Here is a 22,491-nt window from a genome sequence, read left to right as displayed (position 1 = left end):
CGCGACTACTTTTTTTGAATGCTTGCCATGTCGGATCTGCTCGTTAGAAAGAATGTCACTTCGCTGTATGAACAGATCGCCTCTCATCTTCGGGAAGAGGCGTTGAGTGGCATCTTTGATCCGTCTGGAAAACTGCCTTCGGAAGCCGAGCTGATGGCACGTTTTGATGTGAGCCGCGTCACCGTCAGACTTGCATTGAAGAAGCTGGAAGACGAGCGGGTGGTTGAGCGCAAGCAAGGTAAGGGCACCTATGTAGCCGGACGTCAGGTGCGCCACGCACTGGATGCATTACGCAGCTTTCATGACTCCTTGTTGATGCAAGGTCTTCAGCCAACAATGCAGTTACTGGCAAAAGATCTGATTCCTGTACCAAAGGAACTATCTGTCCGATTCGGCCGTCGCGTAACCCACTGCACGTTCATGCAGCGTCTGCATCTGGTAGACGGTGAGCCGATTGCAGTGGGTGGAAGCTACTTGCCTCAGGCTGTGGCTGATTTGCCCTGGGAAGAAGCGGAGATGCTGCCGAACTACACCATCCTGCGCAAGCTGGACGGGCAGGGCGTGGCGCGCGCCGATGTGGCTGTTCGTGCGCAGTTGGCTGACAGGCAAATGGCCAAGCTGCTACAGATTAAGACGGGAAGTGCCGTGCTGGTTATGACGCGAATATCTTGCTTTGCCAATGGTGATTGCTGCGACTACTCGACTTTCTACATCCGTCCCGAGCGTTATGAGTTCGTCGCCAGTTGTACTTTCAATACGGTTCGATGACCGTTTTGTTTGAATGCGTAAAACCCGGATTCACAACAACGCACCTCTCCACACCAGACGTCCAACGATTTCCAGGCTGCTTCTTGCCACCTCAAATTCTCGATGAGAGGGGTTGTCGCAAAGAGTGCGTACCTTGTCGCCGGGTTCCAGTTGCAAGCGTCTCACCAACAAGTTGCCTGCATCCTGAATGACATAGATTTTGTCATCCTCAATGTCGGTTGCCTGTATGTCGATCAGGACAATATCACCATCACCAATCGTCGGTGCATTGCTGTCACCGCGAATCTGCATTGCTGCCAGTGAGCGACTGTCCAGCCCGTGGCTACCCAGCCAGTGGCGACAGAATGATTGAGAAGTAAGCGTTGTCTTTCTCGTTGCAACCACTTCATCTCGTGATGATCGAGACTGCGTTCTCGGTTCACTTTAAGCATTTGTCTGACGCAAGGATAGGAATTCTTCTTACGGGTAGGGCAATCACATGCTTATAGACTGATGAGCAGTTTGCTTTCCGTCTTCAGGCACACCCTAAAGGATCACGCAATGTATTCCTCTGTATCCGCCGCTCCCGTCTATTACCGTCATCCCGGTCCGTTCCACGCAATACTGCTTGCAGGGACTGTTCCTCTTTTTCTGGGGTCCTTGCTGGGTGACATTGTTTATTACAAGACCTACCAGATTCAATGGATCAATTTTGCGGCCTGGCTGAATGCAGGGGGCCTGCTGTTCTGTGGTCTGGCCTTGTTATGCGCACTTGTGCAGCTTTTTACCGCATCACGTAAGACAGGACGCCCCCTGATGCAGGTCCTGCTCTTGGCGGTGACGTGGATCATCGGATTGTTCAATGCGTTTGAACATGCCAAGGACGCCTGGGCCGCCATGCCATCAAGTCTGATTCTCTCTGCGATCGTTGCTGCGCTGGCTGTTGTCGCTGCCTGGATTGGCTTGAGTGTGCCGCGTAGTGGAGGTGTGCAATGAGATTTTCATATACCCTCTCGATGGCGAGCATGGTGTTGTTGTTGAGCGCCTGCAGTGATCACGGAGACAGTGTGCAGTCGCGCGGTCCCGATCCCAAATTGCCGGAGCCTCGGCAGACCATTCTGCCTTCGATGAAAATTGCCCAGCCTGCGGAGTGGGGTGATCGGAAGCCGACGGTACCTGACGGATATGCCATTAGTGCAATCGCGACCGATCTCAAGATTCCTCGCCAGACATTGGTGTTGCCCAATGGCGATATTCTTGTCGCAGAAGGGCGCGGAGGGAATGCCGCCAAGCTGAAACCAAAGGATGTCATCGCGGGCTACATCAAGGCGCAAGGCAACACCAAGGTCAAAGGCGGCAATCGTTTGACCTTGCTGCGTGACGCGGATGGTGATGGCACGTATGAGACTCAAACCGTGTTTGCCGAGGATCTGAATGCACCGTACGGGCTGGCCTTTGCCAATAACAAGATCTATGTTGCCAATCAGGATGCGCTGGTCAGCTTCGATTACAAGAGCGGAGAGACAAAGGCCAGCACGCCACCCGTGAAAGTCGTGGCGTTGCCTGCGGAAATCAATCACCACTGGACAAAGGCGATGACCGTCAGTCAGGACGGGCGCTTTCTGTACGTTGGCATCGGGTCCAACAGCAACATTACCGAACGTGGAATGGAAGCCGAAGTCGATCGTGCCATGGTATGGCAGGTGGATGTAAACACCGGCGCGTACAAACCGTACGCGACCGGTCTGCGCAACCCGACGGCAATGGCAATGCAACCCCAGACAGGACAGTTATGGACGGTAGTCAACGAGCGTGACGAGCTGGGGCCGGATCTCGTGCCCGACTATCTGACTTCCGTACGCGAGGGGGGATTCTACGGCTGGCCATACAGTTATTGGGGTCAGCATGTCGATCCTCGCGTCAAACCGCAAAATCCGGAGAAGGTTGCTGCCGCCATCACGCCGGATTACAGCCTGGGTTCGCATGTTGCCGCCCTGGGATTGAGTTTTTCGCTTCCTGTCATGGGAGAGAAATTTGCTGATGGTGCCTTTGTCGGTGAGCATGGCAGCTGGAACCGCGATCAGCCGGTGGGATACAAAGTCATTTTCGTTCCGTTCAGTAACGGGCGGCCTGCCGGCGAGCCCATTGATTTTGCAACAGGCTTCCGTGGTGAAGATGGAAAAACGAGAGGGCGGCCTGTGGGTGTCACGGTTGATCCACGCGGTGCCTTGATCATTGCGGATGATCTTTCCAATACGATCTGGAGAGTCACGCGCACGCGGTAGATCCGCATGGAGCAATACTGACTTGCGCGATGCCGTACACAGTCGTGTGCGGCATTTTTTTGAGCTGTGCGATAGTCGTTCTGCTCATTCTCTACGTGGTGACCTTGCCTGCTTCCCAATGCAAAAAGATATCGTCAAACGCCTTATTTTTTCCGTACGCGTCAGTCCTGCGCTGACCGTTCTTGGCATGATGGCGTCGACTTCCGTCGTCCATGCCCAAGAGCAGGCGGCATCCTCGGCGGAGAGACTTCCCGAAATCGTCGTTAGTGGAAGCCGTTCCGAAAGTAATCGTTTTGATGTGCCTGCTGCCATTGATGTCATACCGCTCAATGGGTTTACCGCACAATCTCCGCTGGTGAATTTGTCGGAAGTACTTGGCGCAGTCCCTGGCATCCAGATACGTGAGCGTCAGAACTATGCGCAGGATCTGCAGGTGTCCATACGCGGTTTTGGCACACGATCGACCTTTGGTGTGCGCGGTGTACGTATTCTGGTAGATGGCATTCCGGCGACGATGCCGGACGGGCAGGGACAGTCATCGAATGCAAGCCTGGCGTCAGCCAGTCGCATCGAAGTCTTGCGCGGTCCGATGGCACAGCTGTACGGCAACGCTGCCGGGGGCGTACTGCAGGTTTTCACAAAGGATCCTCCAGTGAAACCGGAGGCATCCTTTTCCCTGGGAGCAGGATCGGATAACCAGCGTGTGCTCGGTGTGGCTGTTGGTGGAGGCAGTGACATTCTGGGCGGCACGCTGGACGTTACCCGTTTCTCAACAGATGGATATCGGGATCACAGTGCGACAAGGCGGACGACCGTGAATGCCAAAGTGGTCGCACGTCCATCCAGCGACACCAAGGTGACTGCCGTCTTTAACAGCATCGATCAACCACTGTCTCAAGATCCCCTTGGGCTCACGCGTGCCGATTTCCAGATGAACCCACGTCAGGTGACGCCGCGCGCCATGACGTTCGATACACGCAAGACCATTACCCAGCAGCAGGCAGGTTTGGTGCTTGAGCAGCGTTTGAGCAGCAGCGACGTACTGAACGCCCGTGTGTATGGTGGCGAAAGAAAGGTTTTCCAGACGTTGGCATTTCCGGGTGATGCTCTGGTTCAGGCTGGTGGCGTGATCGATCTGGATAGGGGCTATGGTGGACTTGGCCTCGACTGGCGCCACGAGACACAGGTCAATGGCTTGCCGTTAAATTGGACGCTCGGTATGGAAATGGATGCCTTGAGCGAACGGCGCAGAGGCTTTGTAAATGACAATGGTGTGCAGGGCGCACTGCGTCGCGACGAAAAGAATAAGGCGAGAAGTACAGATGTGTTTGCTCAGGCAGACTGGACCTTTGCACCGCAGTGGCGTGCGATCGCCGGTGTACGTTTGAGTCGCGTCAGGATGCTTGTTGATGATGACTATGTTGTCCGCAACCCTGATCCAAGCCTGGATAATCCGGACGATAGCGGCAAGGTCGTCTACACCCAGACCAGTCCGGTCGTTGGACTCGTGTGGCATGCACGTGACAACATCAATCTCTATGCCAACCTTGGACAGGGATTCGAGACGCCCACACTGGCAGAGCTTGCTTATCGCACGAATGGTACGGGACCTAATCTTGGCCTGCGTGCATCGACGAGCACGCAGGCAGAGATCGGCGCGAAGATCAGACAGGGCCGTCATCTGCTGGATGTAGCTGTATTCCAGTCCCGCAGCAAGAATGAAATCGTGCAGGAGCAGTCCCAGTTCGGACGCGCCATTTTTCAGAACGTCAATGGCGTGGAACGTCGCGGTGCAGAGGCATCATGGCGTAGCGAATGGAACAATCAGTTATCGACCAGTCTCGCCTACACATGGCTTGATGCGCGTTTTCGGCAGGCGTTCAACAGCAGCAACGGCGTGACCGACGCGGGCAATCGATTGCCAGGCGCGCCGCAGCACAGTCTTTATACGGAGCTGCAGTATCGCTGGCAGAACGCAGTGACGGCAGCAGTGGAGATGCGTGCCGATAGCAAGGTCTATGTGGATGACATCAATAGCGATGCAGCAAGCGGTTATGCAGTAATTAATTTAAGAGCCGGCTATTCATTTGATGCGGGCGCGGCCAGGATGATGCTGTTTGGGCGGATCGATAACGTCTTTGACCGCTCCTACGCAGGATCAGTGGTTGTGAATGAAAGCAATCAACGGTTTTTTGAGCCTGCGCCTGGCCGTCGCTTGTATATCGGAGTACGAACGCAATTCTGATTGTCTGATTTCGTTCGGAGTCTGAGCCTCTTCGCACCGGCTCAAGCAAAAGATCCTTGACTATCTACCTACTAGTTAGTAGAGTGCGGTCATGAAACCAAATAATACTGCCGAAGAGATCCTGACTTGCACCCGTTCGCTGATCATGTCTAGCGGCTATAACGGATTCAGCTATGCAGACATTTCCAAGGTGGTCGGTGTTCGTAATGCAACCATCCATCATCATTTCCCGACCAAAGCCGATCTGGTCCGCGCCTTGATCGTTGATTACCGCTGGAAAGCACAGGTTGGCATGGCTGAACTGGAGCGAAATGTTCCTGCACCTGACGATCAGCTGCGCGCCTACGTTCACTACTGGGAATCATGCATCGCTGACGGCACTGCACCGTTGTGCATTTGTGCGCTGCTGGCAGCACAAGTGCCTGCGTTGCCAGACGATGTGGTTCTTGAGGTGAGGGCGCATTTCAAGGCATTGGCTGACTGGTTTGCTTCTGTCCTGGAGCGGGGCGCGCAGCAAGGCACAATCAGACTGACGACTTCTGCGGCGGCGGAGGCGGAAAGTTTCATGGCCACCGTACATGGCGCGATGCTGTCGGCTCGCGCGAGTGGTGATGCGCATGTTTTTACCGTAATTACCGAGCCATTACTCAAGCGCTTGCTGCAAGCCTGAGAGCGGCTTTTTTTTGATTCTATTATCTACCTACTAGTAGGTATTGTTGGTGAGCTGATGGAGTCAGTCTTGTTCTTGAAAGGGCGTCGTTATGTTTGGAATTTCACCAGTCGGCTGGTTGCACACACTTGGCAGTTTGCCGGCCATCCCGTTGGCCATTTACATGTTGATCCGTTATGGGCGAATCACCCCTCGCGGCCCTGCAGGTATGGCTTATCTGCTATCCATGCTTGTTGGCGCGTTGTCCGTGTTTCTGGTTGCGAAACAACCGGTGAGTTACGCAATTGGCGTGGCAACCTTGCTATTTCTGGCTGCAGGTTATACGGCAGGACAGATGACATTTCTGGGAAGAGGGCGCAAGTACATTGAAACGATCAGTCTTAGCGTCACGGTGTTCTTGTTGATGGTGCCCACGGTCAGCGAGACGCTTCGTCGTGTTCCTGATGGTCATCCCTTCGTCACCGACCTGGCATCGCCGCTTCTAATGGGCGCGCAGGGGCTGCTACTGCTGGCTCTCGTTGTTGGCGTAACCGTACAGATAGTCATGCTAAGAAATGGCCGCAGACAATTCTGTGAAACTTGATGGCACCGGTCGCGTTCATGTCGATTCCCGGATCAGGGCTTTCCTTCGGACGCATAAAAAAGCCCGGCATGACCGGGCTTTTGACTCTGCCTCACGCCTTCACGCGGATGAAAGAGAAAGGCAGCAATATCCGGATCGGTTTAATAAACGCCTTGTGCAATCATGGCATCAGCCAGTTTGACAAAGCCTGCAATGTTGGCACCGTCAACGTAATTGATCGATCCGTCCGACCGTTTGCCGTGGTGCGCGCAGTTGGCGTGGATCTCCTTCATGATGCTGTGCAGACGTTCGTCCACTTCAGCGTGATGCCATGACAGGCGCAGGGCATTCTGCGACATCTCCAGACCCGAGGTGGAAACGCCTCCCGCATTGCTTGCCTTGCCCGGTGCGTACAGGGTTCGGGCATGAATGAATGCATCGACTGCTTCCAGCGTCGACGGCATGTTGGCACCTTCGGCCACGCAGATCACGCCGTTTTCAATCAATGTGTTGGCGTCATTTGCATCGAGTTCATTCTGTGTTGCACAAGGCAGCGCGATCTGCACCGGAATGTGCCAGGGACGTTTGCCTGCTTCGAATTGCATGTTGTGCTGGCGCGCAAATTCTTCCAGACGACCACGCTTGACGTTCTTCCATTCCTTCAGTGCCTGCAAGGTTTCTTCGGTAAAACCATCGGCGACGTACAACGTGCCACCGGAATCGGAAACCGTCACGACCTTGGCGTTGAGCTCCATGGCTTTTTCGGCAGCAAACTGTGCCACGTTGCCCGATCCCGAGACTGAAACGGTCATGCCATCGAATGATTTTCCAGCGCGACGCAGCATTTCTTCGGCAAAGTACACGGTGCCGTAGCCGGTTGCTTCAGGCCGCATCAGACTGCCGCCGTAGGCCAGACTTTTGCCGGTAAAAATGCCGGACGTATCGTTGGCGAGCTTTTTCATCATGCCGGCCATGTAGCCGATCTCACGCGCGCCGACGCCAATGTCGCCCGCTGGAATATCGGTATCCGAGCCCAGGTGACGATACAGCTCGAACATCAATGCCTGGCAGAAACGCATGACTTCACCATCGCTTTTTCCCTTGGGATCGAAATCGGAGCCGCCTTTACCGCCGCCCATCGGCAGGGTGGTCAAGGCGTTTTTGAATGTCTGCTCGAAGGCGAGGAATTTCAGGATGGACAGATTGACCGAGGGGTGGAAGCGCATGCCGCCTTTGAACGGACCAATTGCGGAATTGTGTTGAATACGGAACGCGCGATTGACTTGCACCTGTCCGGCATCGTCTACCCACGAGACACGAAACTGAATGACACGTTCCGGCTCCACCAGACGCTCCAGCAATCCTGCTTTTGCATACTGCGGATTGTTGCTCACAAAAGGCCAGAGACTTGTGATTACTTCACGCACGGCCTGCAAGAATTCCGGCTGATGCGGATCACGTCGAGCGATCGTTCCGATGAAATCATCTACACTGCTATACCCCACAATTACCACCCCTCTCATTCATGTTCAGTGATTCATCGCGTCCCAGTAGGACTGAAACGGTACGACGCGCCACGGCAAAAGGTGGGTAATATAAATGATTAAGCACTTAAATAGTGCAATTCCATGTCGTTAATCCGTGTATTAATTCATATTTTGGTGCGAATGCTGGCCTTATTTTCACCAAATTTGATCAAAATTCCATAAACGCCTATACTTGGTGCATGGCATTTCCCGTTTCATCCTTTTGCGCATCAGCTTCCAAACTGTCGTTCATGACGGTTTTGTTTTCGCTCGTGCTCAAGTTCCAGGGCATGACCCACGCCCTCCAGCCGGCAGCAGACTCCTAAGCCCGGCGATACTTTCCTTCTTCCTTGACGCAACTCATTGATCGCCGGGCCTAAGCCAGGTGCGATAGCGGCCGTTTGTTTTTTCGCATTCGCCCGTACCGGGAACAATTTCATCTTCGATCACTTGCGGTGACTAGACTCGCCGGGTATTGGCTCGCGCCTGCCTGCCGTTACTGCCGCACGTTTTCTGTTTGGCATGCCTGCTTGACGCAGCGCGTGTGTTGTACCTTTTCTCTTGAGTCTTCATGGAACTGACCAAAAATTTTGTAAAGCACAAGAATCCTTGCGCCAACGGTTTTCGCTGGTTTTTACGCAATTATCAGGAAGGCTGCGATTACCAGCCACTTCTGAACGCACTGGTAGATGCGGGGCGTGTTGACGACGCCTGTTGGTTGCTCACGCAGTTCGGTCCTACGGACACCATTTTGAAAGTCGATGCGATTGAGGCGGATGCCATCGTGTTTGCCGGTTCACTCGAGGTCGTGGGCAACATTGATGTTGCATCGATAGTCCGGACCGGTCGCACCATGCGTGCTGGTGGTGGCATTCGCGCCGGTCACTCGATCGTCGCGGGAGAGGATATCCGCTGTGGCGGCAGCATCCGCAGTGAAGGTCTTCTGACTGCTGGCGGCAATGTCAGGGCAGGCTGGGGAATCGAGGTGCAAACGTATTTGCACTGCGGTGGCGATGTGCGCACCGAATGGGATCTGTTTTGCGGCAGTGATCTGTCGGTCGACGGCAATGCCCTGGTGGGGCGCGACCTGACGACCAGGGGCACGCTCCGCTGCAGCGGCAATATTCGCGCAGGCGGAGCGATCAACAGTGCTGATCGCATCTGGGTCGGCAATGGTATTGAGTGCGGCATGAGCATCCATTGCGGCAGTCATCTGGAAGCCAGCTGGGGTATCAAGGCGAACGAAACCATCGTTTCAATCGGATCGATCAAGGCAGGCGAAAGCTTGCAGGCGGAAGGAGAAATACAGGCCGGGGATGGCTATGGCATCTATGCCGGATTGAATGTGCATGTAGACGCATGGGAGGCCAGTGCACGCGTACGAGCAAGGACGAAACCGGTGCGCTTGATGAGCGGATGGTGGAGTGGTGATGGCTTGGTTTGATGCCATGCAATCGGTCCTGACCCACCTGTTTCGTTCAACTTGATCCGGAGACTATCTTGCAAAGTATGTCCTTATCCATTCCTTATCTGCTCTGGCTGTCGCGCATTATGGCGTTGCGCATTGATGTGCAACTCCCTTTGTCGGAATTGAAAAAAGAACTGGAGACCTTGTATCGGCGATTGCATCAGCCGGGCGATATTCTTTTTGACCTGCCTTGCCTGGACATTCAGTTTTCTGATCTGGCCTTCCGTTACCGCGAGGCAGACGGAGAGCATTATGTCTATGTCGAAGACAGAAAAAATGGCTGTCTGGCTGGTTATACGGTTTTTAATCGGCTGATCGAGTTGAATCGCCGTCAGGATAAATATCTGCGTGCAACGCATTCCAAGTACGCGCCAGCATATCAACGCAAAGGTATTGCAAGCACGCTGTATCGATGGTGGCTCGATGGCGGAAACTGCCTGATTAGCGGAGCACGTCAATCCGCCGGTGCGTATGGCTTATGGCATTCGCTGAGCGAGGACTATGCGCTGATTTATGTTGATTTGCGTTCCAAGACGTTGCGTTTTCTCGGGCGCGAGGTAAGTCCGCATGTCCGTGAAGATCTTCACACCAGAATGATCATGTTGGGGAAGGATGTGGCGCTTGAGACACTGGCAACGCATACGGAGATGATCATGCGGTGAAATGCTACGGTGCGAAGGAGGGCAAATTTCGCTTGCAGCGTCGTTCTTTTGATCGGTGGTCATTTCAACGAGTCGAGATAGGTCACCATATCGCGTGCATGTTGTTCGGTGACCCCCATGTCCGGCATGGCGTTGCCGGGGTCGACATCCTGCGTCTGCATGATCCAGCGCATCATGTTGTCGCGTGAATTGGGCAGCTTGCCGGCAATCATCGGGCGCGATGCCATGCCGGACAGACTAGGCCCGACAAAAGTGCTCGACCCTGTGATCCCGGGAATGACATGACAGGAATGACAAGCGTACTGCGTCAGGGCGAGTCGACCGCGCTCAAGATCTCCTTCTGCATGAACCGGTTTGACCTCACTGTCGTTGCGGCATGCGGTCAGCGCCAACAAGGTCAAGGCGATCAGGGCAATCTGCGATCTTGTCATCGCGCATCCTCCGATCGCGTCATCTCCTTGTACTCGGCAGGCGAGAGTTGCGGAAGATGCTGCATGAATGCGACCACTTCCCAGAGTTGTTCTTCGCTCATTCGATATTCCCAGGCCGGCATGCCACTCATCTTGATGCCGTGGCGCACGATCCAGTACAACTCCCTTGCTTCCCATTTTTTGGCGCTCTCAACAAGTGGCCCCGGCACAGGTTGCATACCCATGCCGATCCCATGCGGTGCGACACCTGGTGCGCCATGACATTGCACGCAGGCTCCATGAAAGGTAAGTGCGCCGCGTTTGACCATCTGCATGTCGTCTGTCGGTGGCGCTGTGATATCAGCTGCGTGATAACGCACCGAATAATGCATCCCTTTCTCAAGAATGGAATAGATCGGCTGCAAGTGCTGAGAAGTGGCAGAGATGTTGTAGATGCCGGTGCGCATGAACGCATAGCCGCCTACGACGCCGGCAATCATCAGCACGAGCAGCGTGGCGAGCACGGTCCTGAAGACGAGTTTTTTCTCGGAAGGCGTCATGCTGGATCGAAGGGAAGGGGGGATGACTGCAGTCTAGGCAGTGTGATCGCCGTTGTCTGTTAGACAGCGCACTGTGTCGTCTTGGGCGCACAACGACAATGATGCAACGCGTCATGTGTTGCCGGGTCGCACGTGACATCCTTGATCGGGCCGCCGGCCTGCGAGTAATCATTTCCAGTGCCAGCCATGCCCATCTATCATGTCGCTCCAACCTGGATACAAATCTGTTCTGTCGCACTATTCCTGATGGCGACCACAAGTGCGTTGGCGCAGACAGTTGCGCCTTCTGCCGACATCGCGCGTGGTGATATCGAGCAGGGTCGCCGTTTGCTGGATCAATATCAATGTGGTGCCTGCCATGCGATTCCGGGCATTCCTGCCGCGCGCGGTACAGCCGGTCCGCCGCTAGGGCAGTTCGGTCGTCGCAGCTACGCTGCCGGACGCGTCCCGAATACGGAGGCCTTGCTTGCACGCTGGATCGTCAATCCACACAGCATGAATCCTGCAACGACCATGCCGGCCATGGGTGCTTCAGAACAGGAAGCACGACACATGGCGGCCTATCTGCTGTCGTTGCAATGAAGCGCACATTTCCTCTTTTTCTCCTGCCCGCGCTCGCAGCATGTAGCGATGTGAACTGGCAATCCGTCCTGCATCCGGCCGGCAACGATGCAGAAGTGATTGTCGAGATTGCCTGGGTTTTGTTCGGCGGCGGCACACTGATCTTCGTCGGCGTCATGATCATGCTGGCCATGAGTTTGCGACATGGTCGCCCGCACGTCCGTCCGGCGGTATGGCTGATCGGCGCAGGTGTCGTCTTCCCCGTGACGGTGTTGTCGGCACTGCTTGTGTACAGCATTCATCGGAGTCAGCAATTGCTGGCGCCGGTATCGCACGACGCGCTGGTCGTTTCTGTCACGGCAAAGATGTGGTGGTGGGAGGTACGTTACCGTGATCCCGTTACAGGGCGCGACATCGTCACCGCCAACGAGATTCGTCTGCCGGCGAACAAGCCTGTTTATCTGGCGTTGACCAGCGATGATGTGATCCACAGTTTCTGGGTGCCTGCGTTGGCAGGCAAGGTCGATATGCTGCCAGGCCGTTTGACACGACTGCGTGTCAAAACCGGTGCACCAGGCATTTATCGCGGCCAGTGCGCCGAATACTGTGGCGAGCAACACGCAAAAATGGCTTTGCATGTCGTGGTCGAGGAAGCGCCAGCCTTCGATGCCTGGCTGAGCAATCAGGCGCAACCTGCGCGCGCGACGAACGATCCCTTGCTTGCCGCCGGTCGCCAGGTCTTTCTGACGCAGCGTTGCGCTGCCTGCCACACCATCCGGGGTGTCGCCGATGAAAACCTGATCGGCGGGCAAACATTGGCACCCGATCTCACGCACATCGGCAGTCGCCTGTATCTGGGTGCAGGAATCTTGCGTAACGAGGGGGAGAACATGCGTGATTGGATTGCCCAGACGCAGCGCTTCAAGCATGGTGCGCGCATGCCTGGTTTTGCCGATATGCCGGAACATGAGCTGGATGCGTTGGCACGGTATCTGGAGTCGCTTCAATGAGCACACAAGATCAACGTCCGCAGCATGACGGTCACTATGTCTTCAGCGACAAGATGCAGTCGGAGGTCGAACGCGTGCAGGAACGTGCGCTAGCCGGCACGCCGTTGCCGAATTCGCTGCCGCGTCCCGAAGGTGAATTGCAGCGTTTGATGGCGGTCTGGAAAACGCCGCCCGGCTGGCGATTCTTCAAATCGGTCAACAACGTCAACATCGGTTTTCTGTACATCTGCACGGCACTGCTGTTCTTCGTGCTGGCTGGCATTCTGGGCTTGCTGATCCGCGCGCAACTGGCGGTGCCCGATAACGATTTCCTGTCTGCGGGTACCTACAATCAGATCTTTACCATGCATGGCACGGTGATGATGTTCCTGTTTGCCATCCCCATCATCGAGGCGATTGCCGTTTATCTGCTGCCGGGCATGCTGGGTGCGCGCGATCTGCCGTTTCCACGCTTATCTGCTTATGCATACTGGGCATACACGATAGGCGGATTGGCATTTTTCTGTACCTTGTTTTTCGGGCTGGCACCCGACGGCGGCTGGTTCATGTATCCACCGCTGACGAGCAAGGAGTACTCGCCGGGCATCAATGCCGACTTCTGGCTGCTCGGTATCGGCTTCATCGAAATCTCGGCGATCGCCGGTGCGATCGAGATCATCATCGGCATTCTGTTCACCCGCGCACCGGGCATGAAGCTTTCGCGCATGCCGATCTACGCGTGGACCATGCTGGTCGTGGCACTCATGATCGTGGTTGCCTTTCCGGCGATCATTGCAGCGACCATGCTGCTTGAACTCGAACGTGCCTTCGACTGGCCGTTCTTCATTGCATCACGTGGTGGCGATCCGCTGATCTGGCAGCATCTGTTCTGGTTCTTTGGTCATCCCGAGGTCTACATCATCTTCCTGCCCGCTGCCGGCATGATCTCCACCATGATCCCGACCATCGCGCGTACACGGCTGGTTGGCTATCGCAGTATCGTGGTGGCACTGATCGGTGTTGGTATATTGAGTTTCGGCTTGTGGGCACATCACATGTTCACCACCGGGCTGGGTGCGATGGAGCTCAGCTTTGTCTCGGCTGCCAGCATGGCGGTTGTGATCCCCACGGCGATTCAGGTCTTTGCATGGATTGCCACGTTGTGGAGCGGACGGGTACGGATGTCCACACCGATGCTTTTTCTGCTCGGCTTCATGTTCATCTTCGTGCTGGGTGGTTTGACCGGCGTGATGGTCGCCGTGCTGCCGTTTGACTGGCAGGCGCACGATACCTATTTCATCGTGGCACATCTGCATTACGTGCTGATCGGTGGCATGGTGTTTCCAATGTTTGGCGGGTTGTATTACTGGATGCCGCTTCTAAACGGCAACACAATGTCCGAGCGCCTCGGAAAATGGGTGTTCGGTCTGATGTTCGTCGGCTTCAACGTCACGTTTTTCCCGATGCACATGGCGGGCTTGTGGGGCATGCCACGTCGGGTCTTTACCTATAGTGCCGAAATGGGATGGGACGTGTGGAATCTGATTTCCACAGTTGGTGCGTTCATGATGGCGTTGGGCATTCTGCTGTTCTTCATCGATGCGATTCGTGTGTTTCGCGCCAGGCCGCGTCAGAACGACAATCCATGGGGTGCATCAACGCTCGAATGGCTATCGTCTGCCGATTACTCGTCACGCAGCATTCCACAGATCAACTCGCGAGAACCGCTGTGGGATAACCCGGAACTGACCAGAGAGGTAGAGGAAGGCCGTCACTGGTTGCCCGGCGCTGCGACCGGCGGGCGTGAAACGCTGGTTACAAGTCCGGTCAAGGCCTTACCCACGCATGTACAGATTCTTCCCGGTGATAGCTGGTTGCCCCTGATCGCCGCTGCGGGTACTGCCGCTTTCTTTCTGTTGCTGACCATGGAGCTGGTGGTACCCGCTTTCATTGGTGGCATTGCCGCGATCGTTTCCATTATTCGCTGGCTGTGGGAAGTCGATAAGAAACCGCAAATGGAAAAAGTCGAAGTCGGCGACAACCTGTGGCTGCCTGTGGGCGCAACCGGACCGGCTGCACACGCATGGTGGGCCACCATCATCATGCTCATTGTCGATGCGGTTATCTTCTCGGCGCTCGTCTATGTCTTCCTGCATATCTCCATGCTGCTGCAAGTGTGCCCACCACCCAACGCTGCATTGCCAAAGACGATCTGGCCGTGGACAAGCGCAGCGCTGCTGATAGCAGGATCGTTCTGCATCGAATGGGCGCGGCGGCGCTCACGTTCCTTGTATGGCGATACCCATGTGGATTTTCAGCCTTGGTTGCAACTTGCTCTTGTGATCGCGTTGGGATTGCTCTGCTTGGCTTACGCGGCGGATTTCTTTGGTCACGTGCAGGCAGGTTTGACGCCGACCGCGCAGGCATGGAGCGCCGGTGTGGCGGTGCTGGTCGCGTATCAGGGGTTTCATGTCGTCGTGCTGCTGCTCGCAGGCGGATACCTGCTTGCACGCTCACTGGCTGGTCATGTCACACCGACCAGCCACAGCACATTGGACAATGTCAGTCTCATGTGGCACTACACGACGTTGCAAGGAGTGGCGGCCATTTTCTTTATCAACGTACTGCCGCGTTTCATGGATCTGTAAGGAGCGTGCCATGCGACATGAAGACAGATTCTTTCAACCACTGCTCGATGCCAATGCACCATTGATTCTCTGGGGCGTTTATCTGTTCGGCATCTACGCCTTTTCGGCGGTTGCCTGCGATACGGCACTTGCCAATAGGGAGTGGGGTGGACTACCGGCAGTAAGCGTGATGCTCGTGGCAATCAGCGCGCTTGTCTTGGTTGCTGCCCTGAGCATGCTTTGGCGCACCTTGCTTGGCTTGCAACGTCAGCCGCAAGGCTTGCTGCCTTTTGCTCGCCTGGGCATTGCCATCCTTGCGACGCTGGGCATCGTGTGGTGTGCCATGCCGGTTTTTCTCATGACGAGCTGCATCAAGTAGAGGAACAGGCGATTTCGTTCTGAATATCAGACAGCAAGGTGTCTTTTTACATCATCGCTATCCATCTGATCTTGTGTACCGCTGGCAACGACTTCGCCACGCGACATGACGATGAAGTCATCGGCCAGTTCGCGTGCGAAATCGAAGTACTGCTCGCATAGCAGGATGCCGATATCGCCACGTTCACGCAGCAGGCGAATGACACGGCCGATATCCTTGATGATGGAGGGCTGAATGCCTTCGGTAGGTTCATCCAGGATGATCAGTTTGGGATCGGCAAGCAGGGCACGTGCGATCGCCAGTTGCTGTTGCTGTCCGCCAGACAGGTCGCCGCCTCGTCGATGCAGCATCTCTTTTAATACCGGAAACAGCTCATAGACTTCGCCACGGATTGTCGATGCCTTGCGTCCCGACTTGGTTGCCATGCCCATCAGCAGATTTTCTTCGACGGTCAGGCGCGCGAAGATTTCACGACCTTGCGGCACGTAAGCGATACCGAGCGCGGCGCGCTGATGCGGCTTCAGGCGTGTGATGTCCTGACCTTCGAGCGTAATGCTGCCTTTGGCGACCGGCAATACACCCATCAGGCATTTGAGCAGCGTCGTCTTGCCGACGCCATTGCGACCGAGCAGCGTCATGCACTTGCCTTTTTCCAGCGACAGTGAAACGCCGCGCAGCGTATGCGCCGCGCCATAGTATTGATTGAGTTGATCGACTTGCAGCATAGTGTTCCCGTGGATTTGGTTGATCCCTAGCGACCCAGATAGACTTCGATCACGCGTTCATTTGACTGCACCTGCTGCATATTTCCCTCGGCCAGTACCGAGCCCTCATGCAACACCGTGACCTTGCCGCCTTGCGCGATCTCCTCGACGAAGCCCATGTCGTGCTCAACCACCATGATGGAATGTTTGCCGCGCAATTCATTCAGCAGTTCTGCCGTACGTGCAGTTTCCGCATCGGACATGCCAGCGACTGGTTCATCGAGTAAAAGCAACAGCGGCTCCTGCATCAGCAGCATGCCGATTTCCAGCCACTGCTTTTGGCCGTGCGAGAGCAGGCCGGCGGGACGACGTTCCTGACCGTTCAGGCGAATCAGGCGCAGGATTTCATCGATACGATCGCGCTGCTCTGCATTCAGGCGAGCAAACAAGGTGGTCTTGACGCGCTTGTCCATCTTCATCGCGAGTTCAAGATTTTCAAACACAGTATGTTGCTCGAAAACGGTGGGGCGCTGAAACTTGCGGCCAATACCTGCATGTGCGATTTCGTATTCGGTCATGCGGGTCAGATCGATGGTCTGGCCGAAGAAAACCGTGCCGGAAGTCGGGCGTGTCTTGCCGGTGATGACATCCATCATGGTCGTCTTGCCGGCACCGTTGGGACCGATGATGCAACGCAGTTCACCGACGGAGATGTCCAGATTCAGATTGTTGATGGCCTTGAAACCGTCGAAGTTGACGACGATATCTTCCATATACAGGATCGCACCATGGGCGGTATCCAGGCCTTCCGGTTTGACGCGTCCGTAGTTGGCTTCTGCCTGATCACCACCCGGCATTGCGATCACGCCATCATGGCCAATAGGGTTCCTGACCTTCATGCGGCGTCTCCTTCTTTTGAGCGTTTCTTCAGTTTCTGCACCACGCCGAGAATGCCTTGCGGCATGAACAGTGTGACCAGGATGAAGATCAGGCCCAGTGCATACAGCCAGAGATCAGGGAAGGCAGCAGTGAACCAGCTCTTCAGACCATTGACGCTGAAGGCACCGATGATCGGTCCGATCAGCGAGCCACGACCACCGACGGCAGTCCAGATCACCATTTCAATCGAATTGGCCGGCGACATTTCCGACGGATTGATGATGCCGACCTGCGGCACATACAAGGCGCCCGCAATCCCACACAGGACTGCGGACAAGGTCCAGACAAACAGCTTGAACCACAGCGGGTTATAGCCGATGAACATCAGGCGCGATTCGGAATCACGCACACCCTGCAACACGCGTCCGAGTTTGGATGTGACGATGGCACGGCACAGGAAGAGCGCGCCAAGCAGGGCAGCCAGTGTGACCAGGTACAGGACAGCCTTGGTTTCCGGTGCCGTGATCGAGAAGCCGAGAATGCGCTTGAAGTCGGTAAAGCCGTTATTGCCGCCAAAGCCCGTGTCATTGCGGAAGAACAGCAGCATGAAGGCAAAGGTCATCGCCTGCGTGATGATCGAGAAGTACACGCCCTTAATACGCGAGCGGAAAGCAAAGTAACCGAACAAGAAGGCCAGGGCGCCTGGTACCAGTACAACCAGCAGCATCGCAAACCAGAAGTGCTCGGTCATCCACCAGTACCACGGATATTCGCTCCAGTTCAGGAACACCATGAAGTCTGGCAAATGACTTTGATAGACACCATCCTTGCCAATGGCGCGCATCAGATACATGCCATGCATGTAACCACCCAGCGCAAAGAATACGCCGTGGCCAAGCGACAGGATGCCGGTGTAACCCCACACCAGATCAAGCGCCAGTGCTGCCATTGCATAGCACATGAACTTGCCGATCAGACCGATGGTATAGCTCGAGATGTGCAGGGCATGGCCGTAGGGAAACAGCAGATTCATGATCGGCAAGGCGGCCAGCACGATGCCGCAGAGGATGATGCCAATCATGGCCGGACGGGAGAAAAGGGATTCCTTGATCACGAGGGTACTCATTCCACACTCCTGCCTTTCAGCGCAAACAGGCCTTGCGGACGCTTTTGAATGAAGATGATGATCACGACAAGAATCGCGATCTTGGCCAGCACGGCACCGGCAACCGGCTCGAGGAATTTGTTGACCTCGCCGAGTCCGAATGCGGCGATGACGGTCCCGGCCAGTTGTCCCACGCCGCCTAGTACCACGACCATGAAGGAATCGACGATATAGGCTTGACCGAGATCAGGTCCGACATTGCCAAGCTGCGACAGCGCGACGCCACCAAGACCGGCGATGCCGCAGCCAAGTCCGAAAGTCATCATGTCGACCCGACCGGTCGAGACGCCGACGCAGTCAGCCATGCGGCGATTCTGCGTAACGGCGCGCACAAACAGCCCGAGACGCGTCTTGTTCAGGATCAGCCAGACAGCGAGTACGACCAGCAGCGAGAACGCGATGATCACGATGCGGTTCCACGAGAGCGACAGTGAACCCAGTACCGTAAAGCCGCCGGACATCCAGCTGGGGTTGGCCACTTCCACGTTTTGCGCCCCAAAGATCGAGCGTACGGTTTGCATCAGCATCAGGCTGATGCCCCAAGTGCAAAGCAGTGTTTCCAGCGGACGTCCGTACAACCAGCGAATCACCAGACGCTCGATGACGATACCAACTGCAGCGGTTACGATGAAGGCGGCGGGCAGGGCGACAACCAGATAGGCATCGATTGCATCCGGAAAGTAATTGCGAAAAATCAGTTGGCAGACGTAGGTGGTGTAGGCACCGATCATCAACATCTCGCCATGCGCCATGTTGATGATGCCCATTAGACCGAAGGTGATGGCAAGACCGAGTGCTGCCAGCAATAGCACGCTGCCAAGCGACAGGCCATAAAACACTTTGCCTGCAAAGTCGGTGACACGTAAATGATTTTGCAAGGCAGCCATGGTTTTGGCTGCTTCGGCACGTACGCCTGCATCCGGTTCCGCATAGTTGCCGTCGCCACTTTTCTCGGCCATCTGCTTGAAGGTGGCCATCAGGCTGGCATCGGTTGTACTGCGCAAGGCGATCAGGGCTTCCTTGCGTTCACTGGCGTTCTCTGAATGCAAGTTGGCAATGGCGCGCACCTGATGCAGCAGATCGATGACTTGTGTATCGTCTTCCTTCGCCAAGGCCTTGTCGACCAGTGGCAATTGCGCGGGATCGGCGTTGCGCAGCATGCTGCGTGCGGCAGCGATGCGTTCGCTGCGATCATCGGAAAACAGGCGCATGCCGGACAGCGCGCCTTGCAATACGCCGCGCAGGCGATTGTTGACGCTGATGTCTTCGGCATCGTCGGGAATGGCGATGGTTTCATCCGTGGCCGGGTTCCAGGCATCACTGTCGCCAACGACCAGTACATCGCCTGCCGGTGTGACATACAGTGTTTCGCGGTTGAGCGCGTCGAGCACCTTGCGCGCATCAGCATTGGCGAGCGCAGCGATCAGGCCGACAGCTTCGATCCGCGCATCCGGATCGTCGCCACCCAGCGGCTCGAGCAGGGCGCGGTCGATCGCTGCATGCGCAGTAACCGCGCTCAGACAGAGCAGGGCGACCAGCCATGCCTGAGAAAAGATTCTTGAAAAACGTGTCATGGCAACTCTTGATGTGCGAACGATCAAAGTCATTCGTCGGAGCATTTGCAGAATCGGGCAGCATGCAGCGGCGCTGCCCGACGATGACGATCAGGGATGCTGCTGGTTACACGCGCATCGGCAGCGCATGCAACCAGCTTGTTGCAATTACATCTTCTGTTTGCCCTCGTTACCCTTGATGTATGGGCTCCAGGGTTGTGCACGGATCGGTTCTTTGGTCTTGTAGACGACATTGAACTGACCGTTGGCACGGATCTCGCCGATCATCACAGGCTTGTGCAGGTGGTGATTGGTTTCATCCATCTTCAGCGTGTAGCCCGATGGTGCCTTGAAGGTTTGACCAGCCATCGCTGCGATGACCTTGTCGGTATCGGTCGACTTGGCTTTTTCGACAGCCTGCTTCCACATGTGGATGCCAACGTAGGTTGCTTCCATCGGATCATTGGTCACGACGGTGCTGGCGTTCGGCAATTTCTTGGCGACCGCGTAGGCTTTCCATTTCTTGATGAAGTCGGCATTGACCGGATTCTTCACGGACTGGAAGTAGTTCCATGCAGCGAGGTGACCAACCAGCGGTTTGGTATCGACGCCACGCAGTTCTTCTTCACCGACCGAGAATGCAACGACGGGAACATCAGTTGCCTTCAGACCTGCATTACCCAGCTCTTTGTAGAATGGCACGTTGGAGTCGCCGTTGATGGTGGAAATCACAGCCGTCTTGCCGCCAGCCGAGAAGCGCTTGATATTGGCAACGATGGTCTGATAATCGGAATGGCCGAACGGGGTATAGACCTCATCGATATCGGAATCCTTCACGCCCTTGCTATGCAGGAAGGCGCGCAGGATCTTGTTGGTGGTGCGTGGATAGACATAGTCGGTACCGAGCAGGACAAAACGCTTGGCTTCGCCGCCTTCTTTCGACATCAGGTATTCAACTGCCGGGATCGCTTGCTGGTTTGGCGCTGCGCCGGTGTAGAACACGTTTTTCTCGAGTTCTTCACCTTCGTATTGCACGGGATAGAACAGCAGGCTGTTCAGTTCCTTGAAGACTGGCAGAACCGATTTGCGCGAGACAGAGGTCCAGCAGCCGAAGACCACCGACACCTTGTCTTGCGAGATCAGCTGACGTGCGCGTTCGGCGAACAGTGGCCAGTTGGATGCGGGATCGACGACCACAGGCTCAAGCTTCTTGCCCATGACACCACCGTTTGCGTTGATTTCCTCAATCGCCATCAGGGCGACGTCTTTCAGCGAGGTTTCCGAGATTGCCATGGTGCCGGACAGCGAATGCAGGATGCCGACCTTGATGGTGTCGGCTGCAAAGGCAGACGGCATCCAGGATGAAGCAGCAAGTGTGAAGGCACCGAGTGCGGTTGCTTTCAGGATCAGACGACGTGACATATTGGTGTGCTCCTAAGTAATTGAACGAAACGAGGGACAAACAAAAACCACGAAAAAACAACCTGCATACAAACGTATTTCTTGGACTGCATCGGGTATGTCAGATGAACGTTTTGTTGTATTTCATCTTGGATACAAGACCTGTTTTCAAAAGCAAATTCCAGACCAGTTGTTAACAATCGTTGCATTGGGCAAATCAATCTGCTTCGCCTGGGAAAATGACGTTCTACTGATGGATTTCGCGTGCATGAACGGTGATTTGTTAACCATGTTGTGCATTGCATGCACCATTGATGCGCCATCGTGTCGTGCTGGTGCATCCCGTGGAATCAAGCGTTGCTCGTTGCCTGCGATCCGTACTGTGTGCGTGCGTTCTGCAGCATGAAGAGCGTGATGCGTTTGACCTCATCGCGACTTTCAGCGATGTGTTCACTCAGCATCTGCTGGGCGGAGGCCGCGTTGCCAGCCGCAATGAGATCAAGAATGTCGGCGTGCTCGCGATAGGTCGCATCGATACGGGGTGCCTTGGTAAAGTCGAGGCGGCGAATGATGCGGATACGTTCGGTCACGTCCTGATGCATGCGTACCATTTCATGGTTGTCGATCGCCGCAACCAGTCGTGCGTGGAAGGCTTCGTCCAGTGCCGCTACCTTGCCGGGTTCGCCAAGATGAGTGGAAGCAGGGCCGCACCAGATTTCACGCAAGGTGTCGAGCTTGTGGGTTTCATTACGCTGAACCAGCGTTCCGATGGCGGCGGTTTCCATCATGATGCGGACTTCATACAAGTCTTCGAAATACTTGAAATCGAAGCTGCGTACTTGCCAGCCGCTACGGAAGTGCACATCCACGTAACCTTCGCGTTGCAGCCAGAACAAGGCCTGACGTACCGGTGTGCGGCTGACCTGCATGCGGGTCGCAATGTCGCCTTCGCTGAACTTGTCACCGGGTAGCAAACGGAAATCGAAAATGTCCGCCTTCAATTGCGTATAAATCTGAACGGCCAGATTGTTGGCGTTCTTGCCGGTCGTGGCTGGTGCCTTGATATCGATCATGCCGATGCCTCGTTGCGTGCGGTTG

At 55.4% G+C, this 22,491-nt stretch carries 22 protein-coding genes; 12 read left to right on the top strand and 10 right to left on the bottom strand.

The genetic code is table 11. From position 1 onward, the window contains the following. Window positions 1-27: 27 nt before the first annotated feature. Window positions 28-768 carry a GntR family transcriptional regulator gene (locus IEV29_RS03795; protein ID WP_188379924.1) on the top strand — a complete coding sequence of 247 codons (741 nt, stop codon included), beginning with the start codon at window positions 28-30 and terminating at the stop codon, window positions 766-768. Window positions 769-798: 30 nt separating this feature from the next. On the opposite strand, the gene IEV29_RS03790 is transcribed toward IEV29_RS03795, so the two are convergent. Then, window positions 799-1,152 carry a S24 family peptidase gene (locus IEV29_RS03790; RefSeq protein WP_188379923.1) on the bottom strand — a complete coding sequence of 118 codons (354 nt, stop codon included), beginning with the start codon at window positions 1,150-1,152 and terminating at the stop codon, window positions 799-801. Between the two features lie 156 nt (window positions 1,153-1,308). On the opposite strand from IEV29_RS03790, the gene IEV29_RS03785 reads away from it, so the two are divergent. The 5 genes from IEV29_RS03785 (at window position 1,309) to IEV29_RS03765 (ending at window position 6,530) form a co-directional block, all read left to right on the top strand. Then, window positions 1,309-1,743 (top strand): DUF2231 domain-containing protein, encoded by a 435-nt coding sequence (locus IEV29_RS03785; protein ID WP_188379922.1) that lies wholly within the window; start codon window positions 1,309-1,311, stop codon window positions 1,741-1,743. Between the two features lie 29 nt (window positions 1,744-1,772). Next, complete coding sequence (locus tag IEV29_RS03780) at window positions 1,773-3,032, top strand: PQQ-dependent sugar dehydrogenase (RefSeq protein WP_425531689.1); 1,260 nt, start codon at window positions 1,773-1,775, stop codon at window positions 3,030-3,032. A gap of 118 nt (window positions 3,033-3,150) precedes the next feature. Next, window positions 3,151-5,277, top strand: coding sequence for a TonB-dependent receptor family protein (locus tag IEV29_RS03775; protein ID WP_229726212.1), 2,127 nt, complete (start codon window positions 3,151-3,153; stop codon window positions 5,275-5,277). A 91-nt stretch (window positions 5,278-5,368) separates the two neighbouring features. Further along, window positions 5,369-5,947 (top strand): TetR/AcrR family transcriptional regulator, encoded by a 579-nt coding sequence (locus IEV29_RS03770; protein WP_188379920.1) that lies wholly within the window; start codon window positions 5,369-5,371, stop codon window positions 5,945-5,947. Between the two features lie 91 nt (window positions 5,948-6,038). After that, entirely contained in the window at window positions 6,039-6,530 is a 492-nt protein-coding gene (locus IEV29_RS03765; RefSeq protein ID WP_188379919.1) for a hypothetical protein, read from the top strand. Between the two features lie 140 nt (window positions 6,531-6,670). Here IEV29_RS03765 and gdhA read toward each other — a convergent pair whose 3' ends face one another. Next, on the bottom strand, window positions 6,671-8,032 hold the full coding sequence (gdhA, locus tag IEV29_RS03760) for an NADP-specific glutamate dehydrogenase (protein WP_188379918.1): 1,362 nt from the start codon (window positions 8,030-8,032) through the stop codon (window positions 6,671-6,673). Between the two features lie 574 nt (window positions 8,033-8,606). On the opposite strand from gdhA, the gene IEV29_RS03755 reads away from it, so the two are divergent. After that, a complete protein-coding gene (locus IEV29_RS03755) occupies window positions 8,607-9,479 on the top strand; it encodes a hypothetical protein (RefSeq protein ID WP_188379917.1) in 873 nt (290 codons plus the stop codon). A 65-nt stretch (window positions 9,480-9,544) separates the two neighbouring features. Next, window positions 9,545-10,165 (top strand): N-acetyltransferase, encoded by a 621-nt coding sequence (locus IEV29_RS03750; protein WP_188379916.1) that lies wholly within the window; start codon window positions 9,545-9,547, stop codon window positions 10,163-10,165. A 59-nt stretch (window positions 10,166-10,224) separates the two neighbouring features. On the opposite strand, the gene IEV29_RS16125 is transcribed toward IEV29_RS03750, so the two are convergent. Next, window positions 10,225-10,596 carry a c-type cytochrome gene (locus IEV29_RS16125; RefSeq protein ID WP_229726209.1) on the bottom strand — a complete coding sequence of 124 codons (372 nt, stop codon included), beginning with the start codon at window positions 10,594-10,596 and terminating at the stop codon, window positions 10,225-10,227. Beyond that, a complete protein-coding gene (locus tag IEV29_RS16120; RefSeq protein ID WP_229726208.1) occupies window positions 10,593-11,135 on the bottom strand; it encodes a c-type cytochrome in 543 nt (180 codons plus the stop codon). The genes IEV29_RS16125 and IEV29_RS16120 overlap by 4 nt, the downstream gene beginning before the upstream one ends. 186 nt (window positions 11,136-11,321) lie before the next feature. On the opposite strand from IEV29_RS16120, the gene IEV29_RS03740 reads away from it, so the two are divergent. Genes IEV29_RS03740 through IEV29_RS03725 form a run of 4 tightly spaced genes read left to right on the top strand, consistent with a single transcriptional unit; the run spans window position 11,322 to window position 15,691 of the window. Continuing rightward, entirely contained in the window at window positions 11,322-11,717 is a 396-nt protein-coding gene (locus IEV29_RS03740) for a c-type cytochrome (RefSeq protein WP_229726206.1), read from the top strand. After that, the gene (locus tag IEV29_RS03735; RefSeq protein ID WP_188379915.1) at window positions 11,714-12,706 is read left to right on the top strand and encodes a cytochrome c oxidase subunit II; all 993 of its coding nucleotides are present in this window, start codon (window positions 11,714-11,716) and stop codon (window positions 12,704-12,706) included. Before IEV29_RS03740 ends, IEV29_RS03735 begins: the two co-directional genes overlap by 4 nt. A gap of 53 nt (window positions 12,707-12,759) precedes the next feature. Beyond that, window positions 12,760-15,333 carry a cytochrome c oxidase subunit I gene (gene ctaD / locus IEV29_RS03730; protein WP_188381057.1) on the top strand — a complete coding sequence of 858 codons (2,574 nt, stop codon included), beginning with the start codon at window positions 12,760-12,762 and terminating at the stop codon, window positions 15,331-15,333. 10 nt (window positions 15,334-15,343) lie between these two features. Then, entirely contained in the window at window positions 15,344-15,691 is a 348-nt protein-coding gene (locus tag IEV29_RS03725; protein WP_188379914.1) for a hypothetical protein, read from the top strand. A gap of 26 nt (window positions 15,692-15,717) precedes the next feature. Here the strand turns inward: IEV29_RS03725 and urtE are convergent, their stop codons facing one another. The 6 genes from urtE to IEV29_RS03695 form a co-directional block, all read right to left on the bottom strand. Beyond that, the gene (gene urtE / locus IEV29_RS03720; protein ID WP_188379913.1) at window positions 15,718-16,416 is read right to left on the bottom strand and encodes an urea ABC transporter ATP-binding subunit UrtE; all 699 of its coding nucleotides are present in this window, start codon (window positions 16,414-16,416) and stop codon (window positions 15,718-15,720) included. A gap of 26 nt (window positions 16,417-16,442) precedes the next feature. After that, window positions 16,443-17,252, bottom strand: coding sequence for an urea ABC transporter ATP-binding protein UrtD (gene urtD / locus IEV29_RS03715; RefSeq protein WP_188381056.1), 810 nt, complete (start codon window positions 17,250-17,252; stop codon window positions 16,443-16,445). Between the two features lie 38 nt (window positions 17,253-17,290). Then, on the bottom strand, window positions 17,291-18,400 hold the full coding sequence (gene urtC, locus IEV29_RS03710; protein ID WP_188379912.1) for an urea ABC transporter permease subunit UrtC: 1,110 nt from the start codon (window positions 18,398-18,400) through the stop codon (window positions 17,291-17,293). Next, window positions 18,397-20,013: an urea ABC transporter permease subunit UrtB gene (gene urtB / locus IEV29_RS03705; protein ID WP_188379911.1), complete on the bottom strand. Its 1,617-nt coding sequence runs from the start codon at window positions 20,011-20,013 to the stop codon at window positions 18,397-18,399. The genes urtC and urtB overlap by 4 nt, the downstream gene beginning before the upstream one ends. 147 nt (window positions 20,014-20,160) lie before the next feature. After that, a complete protein-coding gene (gene urtA / locus IEV29_RS03700) occupies window positions 20,161-21,414 on the bottom strand; it encodes an urea ABC transporter substrate-binding protein (protein WP_188379910.1) in 1,254 nt (417 codons plus the stop codon). Window positions 21,415-21,743: 329 nt separating this feature from the next. Next, window positions 21,744-22,466 (bottom strand): GntR family transcriptional regulator, encoded by a 723-nt coding sequence (locus IEV29_RS03695; RefSeq protein WP_188379909.1) that lies wholly within the window; start codon window positions 22,464-22,466, stop codon window positions 21,744-21,746. Between the last annotated feature and the right edge of the window lie 25 nt (window positions 22,467-22,491).

It is taken from the genome of Oxalicibacterium faecigallinarum, assembly GCF_014635705.1.
Classification (GTDB): domain Bacteria; phylum Pseudomonadota; class Gammaproteobacteria; order Burkholderiales; family Burkholderiaceae_D; genus Oxalicibacterium; species Oxalicibacterium faecigallinarum.
Note: the sequence above shows the minus strand (reverse complement) of the source record. Positions and strands in the feature narration are given on the sequence as shown.

Coding starts and splice junctions, on each gene's coding strand:
- IEV29_RS03770 (WP_188379920.1), top strand. CDS start 5,369: ATGAAACCAAATAATACTGCCGAAGAGATCCTGACTTGCACCCGTTCG.
- IEV29_RS03735 (WP_188379915.1), top strand. CDS start 11,714: ATGAAGCGCACATTTCCTCTTTTTCTCCTGCCCGCGCTCGCAGCATGT.
- urtE (WP_188379913.1), bottom strand. CDS start 16,416: ATGCTGCAAGTCGATCAACTCAATCAATACTATGGCGCGGCGCATACG.
- urtB (WP_188379911.1), bottom strand. CDS start 20,013: ATGACACGTTTTTCAAGAATCTTTTCTCAGGCATGGCTGGTCGCCCTG.
- IEV29_RS16120 (WP_229726208.1), bottom strand. CDS start 11,135: ATGACGCCTTCCGAGAAAAAACTCGTCTTCAGGACCGTGCTCGCCACG.
- IEV29_RS03755 (WP_188379917.1), top strand. CDS start 8,607: ATGGAACTGACCAAAAATTTTGTAAAGCACAAGAATCCTTGCGCCAAC.
- IEV29_RS03740 (WP_229726206.1), top strand. CDS start 11,322: ATGCCCATCTATCATGTCGCTCCAACCTGGATACAAATCTGTTCTGTC.
- IEV29_RS16125 (WP_229726209.1), bottom strand. CDS start 10,596: ATGACAAGATCGCAGATTGCCCTGATCGCCTTGACCTTGTTGGCGCTG.
- gdhA (WP_188379918.1), bottom strand. CDS start 8,032: ATGAGAGGGGTGGTAATTGTGGGGTATAGCAGTGTAGATGATTTCATC.
- IEV29_RS03695 (WP_188379909.1), bottom strand. CDS start 22,466: ATGATCGATATCAAGGCACCAGCCACGACCGGCAAGAACGCCAACAAT.
- IEV29_RS03780 (WP_425531689.1), top strand. CDS start 1,773: ATGGTGTTGTTGTTGAGCGCCTGCAGTGATCACGGAGACAGTGTGCAG.
- IEV29_RS03795 (WP_188379924.1), top strand. CDS start 28: ATGTCGGATCTGCTCGTTAGAAAGAATGTCACTTCGCTGTATGAACAG.
- urtC (WP_188379912.1), bottom strand. CDS start 18,400: ATGAGTACCCTCGTGATCAAGGAATCCCTTTTCTCCCGTCCGGCCATG.
- IEV29_RS03725 (WP_188379914.1), top strand. CDS start 15,344: ATGCGACATGAAGACAGATTCTTTCAACCACTGCTCGATGCCAATGCA.
- IEV29_RS03765 (WP_188379919.1), top strand. CDS start 6,039: ATGTTTGGAATTTCACCAGTCGGCTGGTTGCACACACTTGGCAGTTTG.
- ctaD (WP_188381057.1), top strand. CDS start 12,760: ATGCAGTCGGAGGTCGAACGCGTGCAGGAACGTGCGCTAGCCGGCACG.
- urtA (WP_188379910.1), bottom strand. CDS start 21,414: ATGTCACGTCGTCTGATCCTGAAAGCAACCGCACTCGGTGCCTTCACA.
- IEV29_RS03785 (WP_188379922.1), top strand. CDS start 1,309: ATGTATTCCTCTGTATCCGCCGCTCCCGTCTATTACCGTCATCCCGGT.
- urtD (WP_188381056.1), bottom strand. CDS start 17,252: ATGCCGGGTGGTGATCAGGCAGAAGCCAACTACGGACGCGTCAAACCG.
- IEV29_RS03775 (WP_229726212.1), top strand. CDS start 3,151: ATGCAAAAAGATATCGTCAAACGCCTTATTTTTTCCGTACGCGTCAGT.
- IEV29_RS03750 (WP_188379916.1), top strand. CDS start 9,545: ATGTCCTTATCCATTCCTTATCTGCTCTGGCTGTCGCGCATTATGGCG.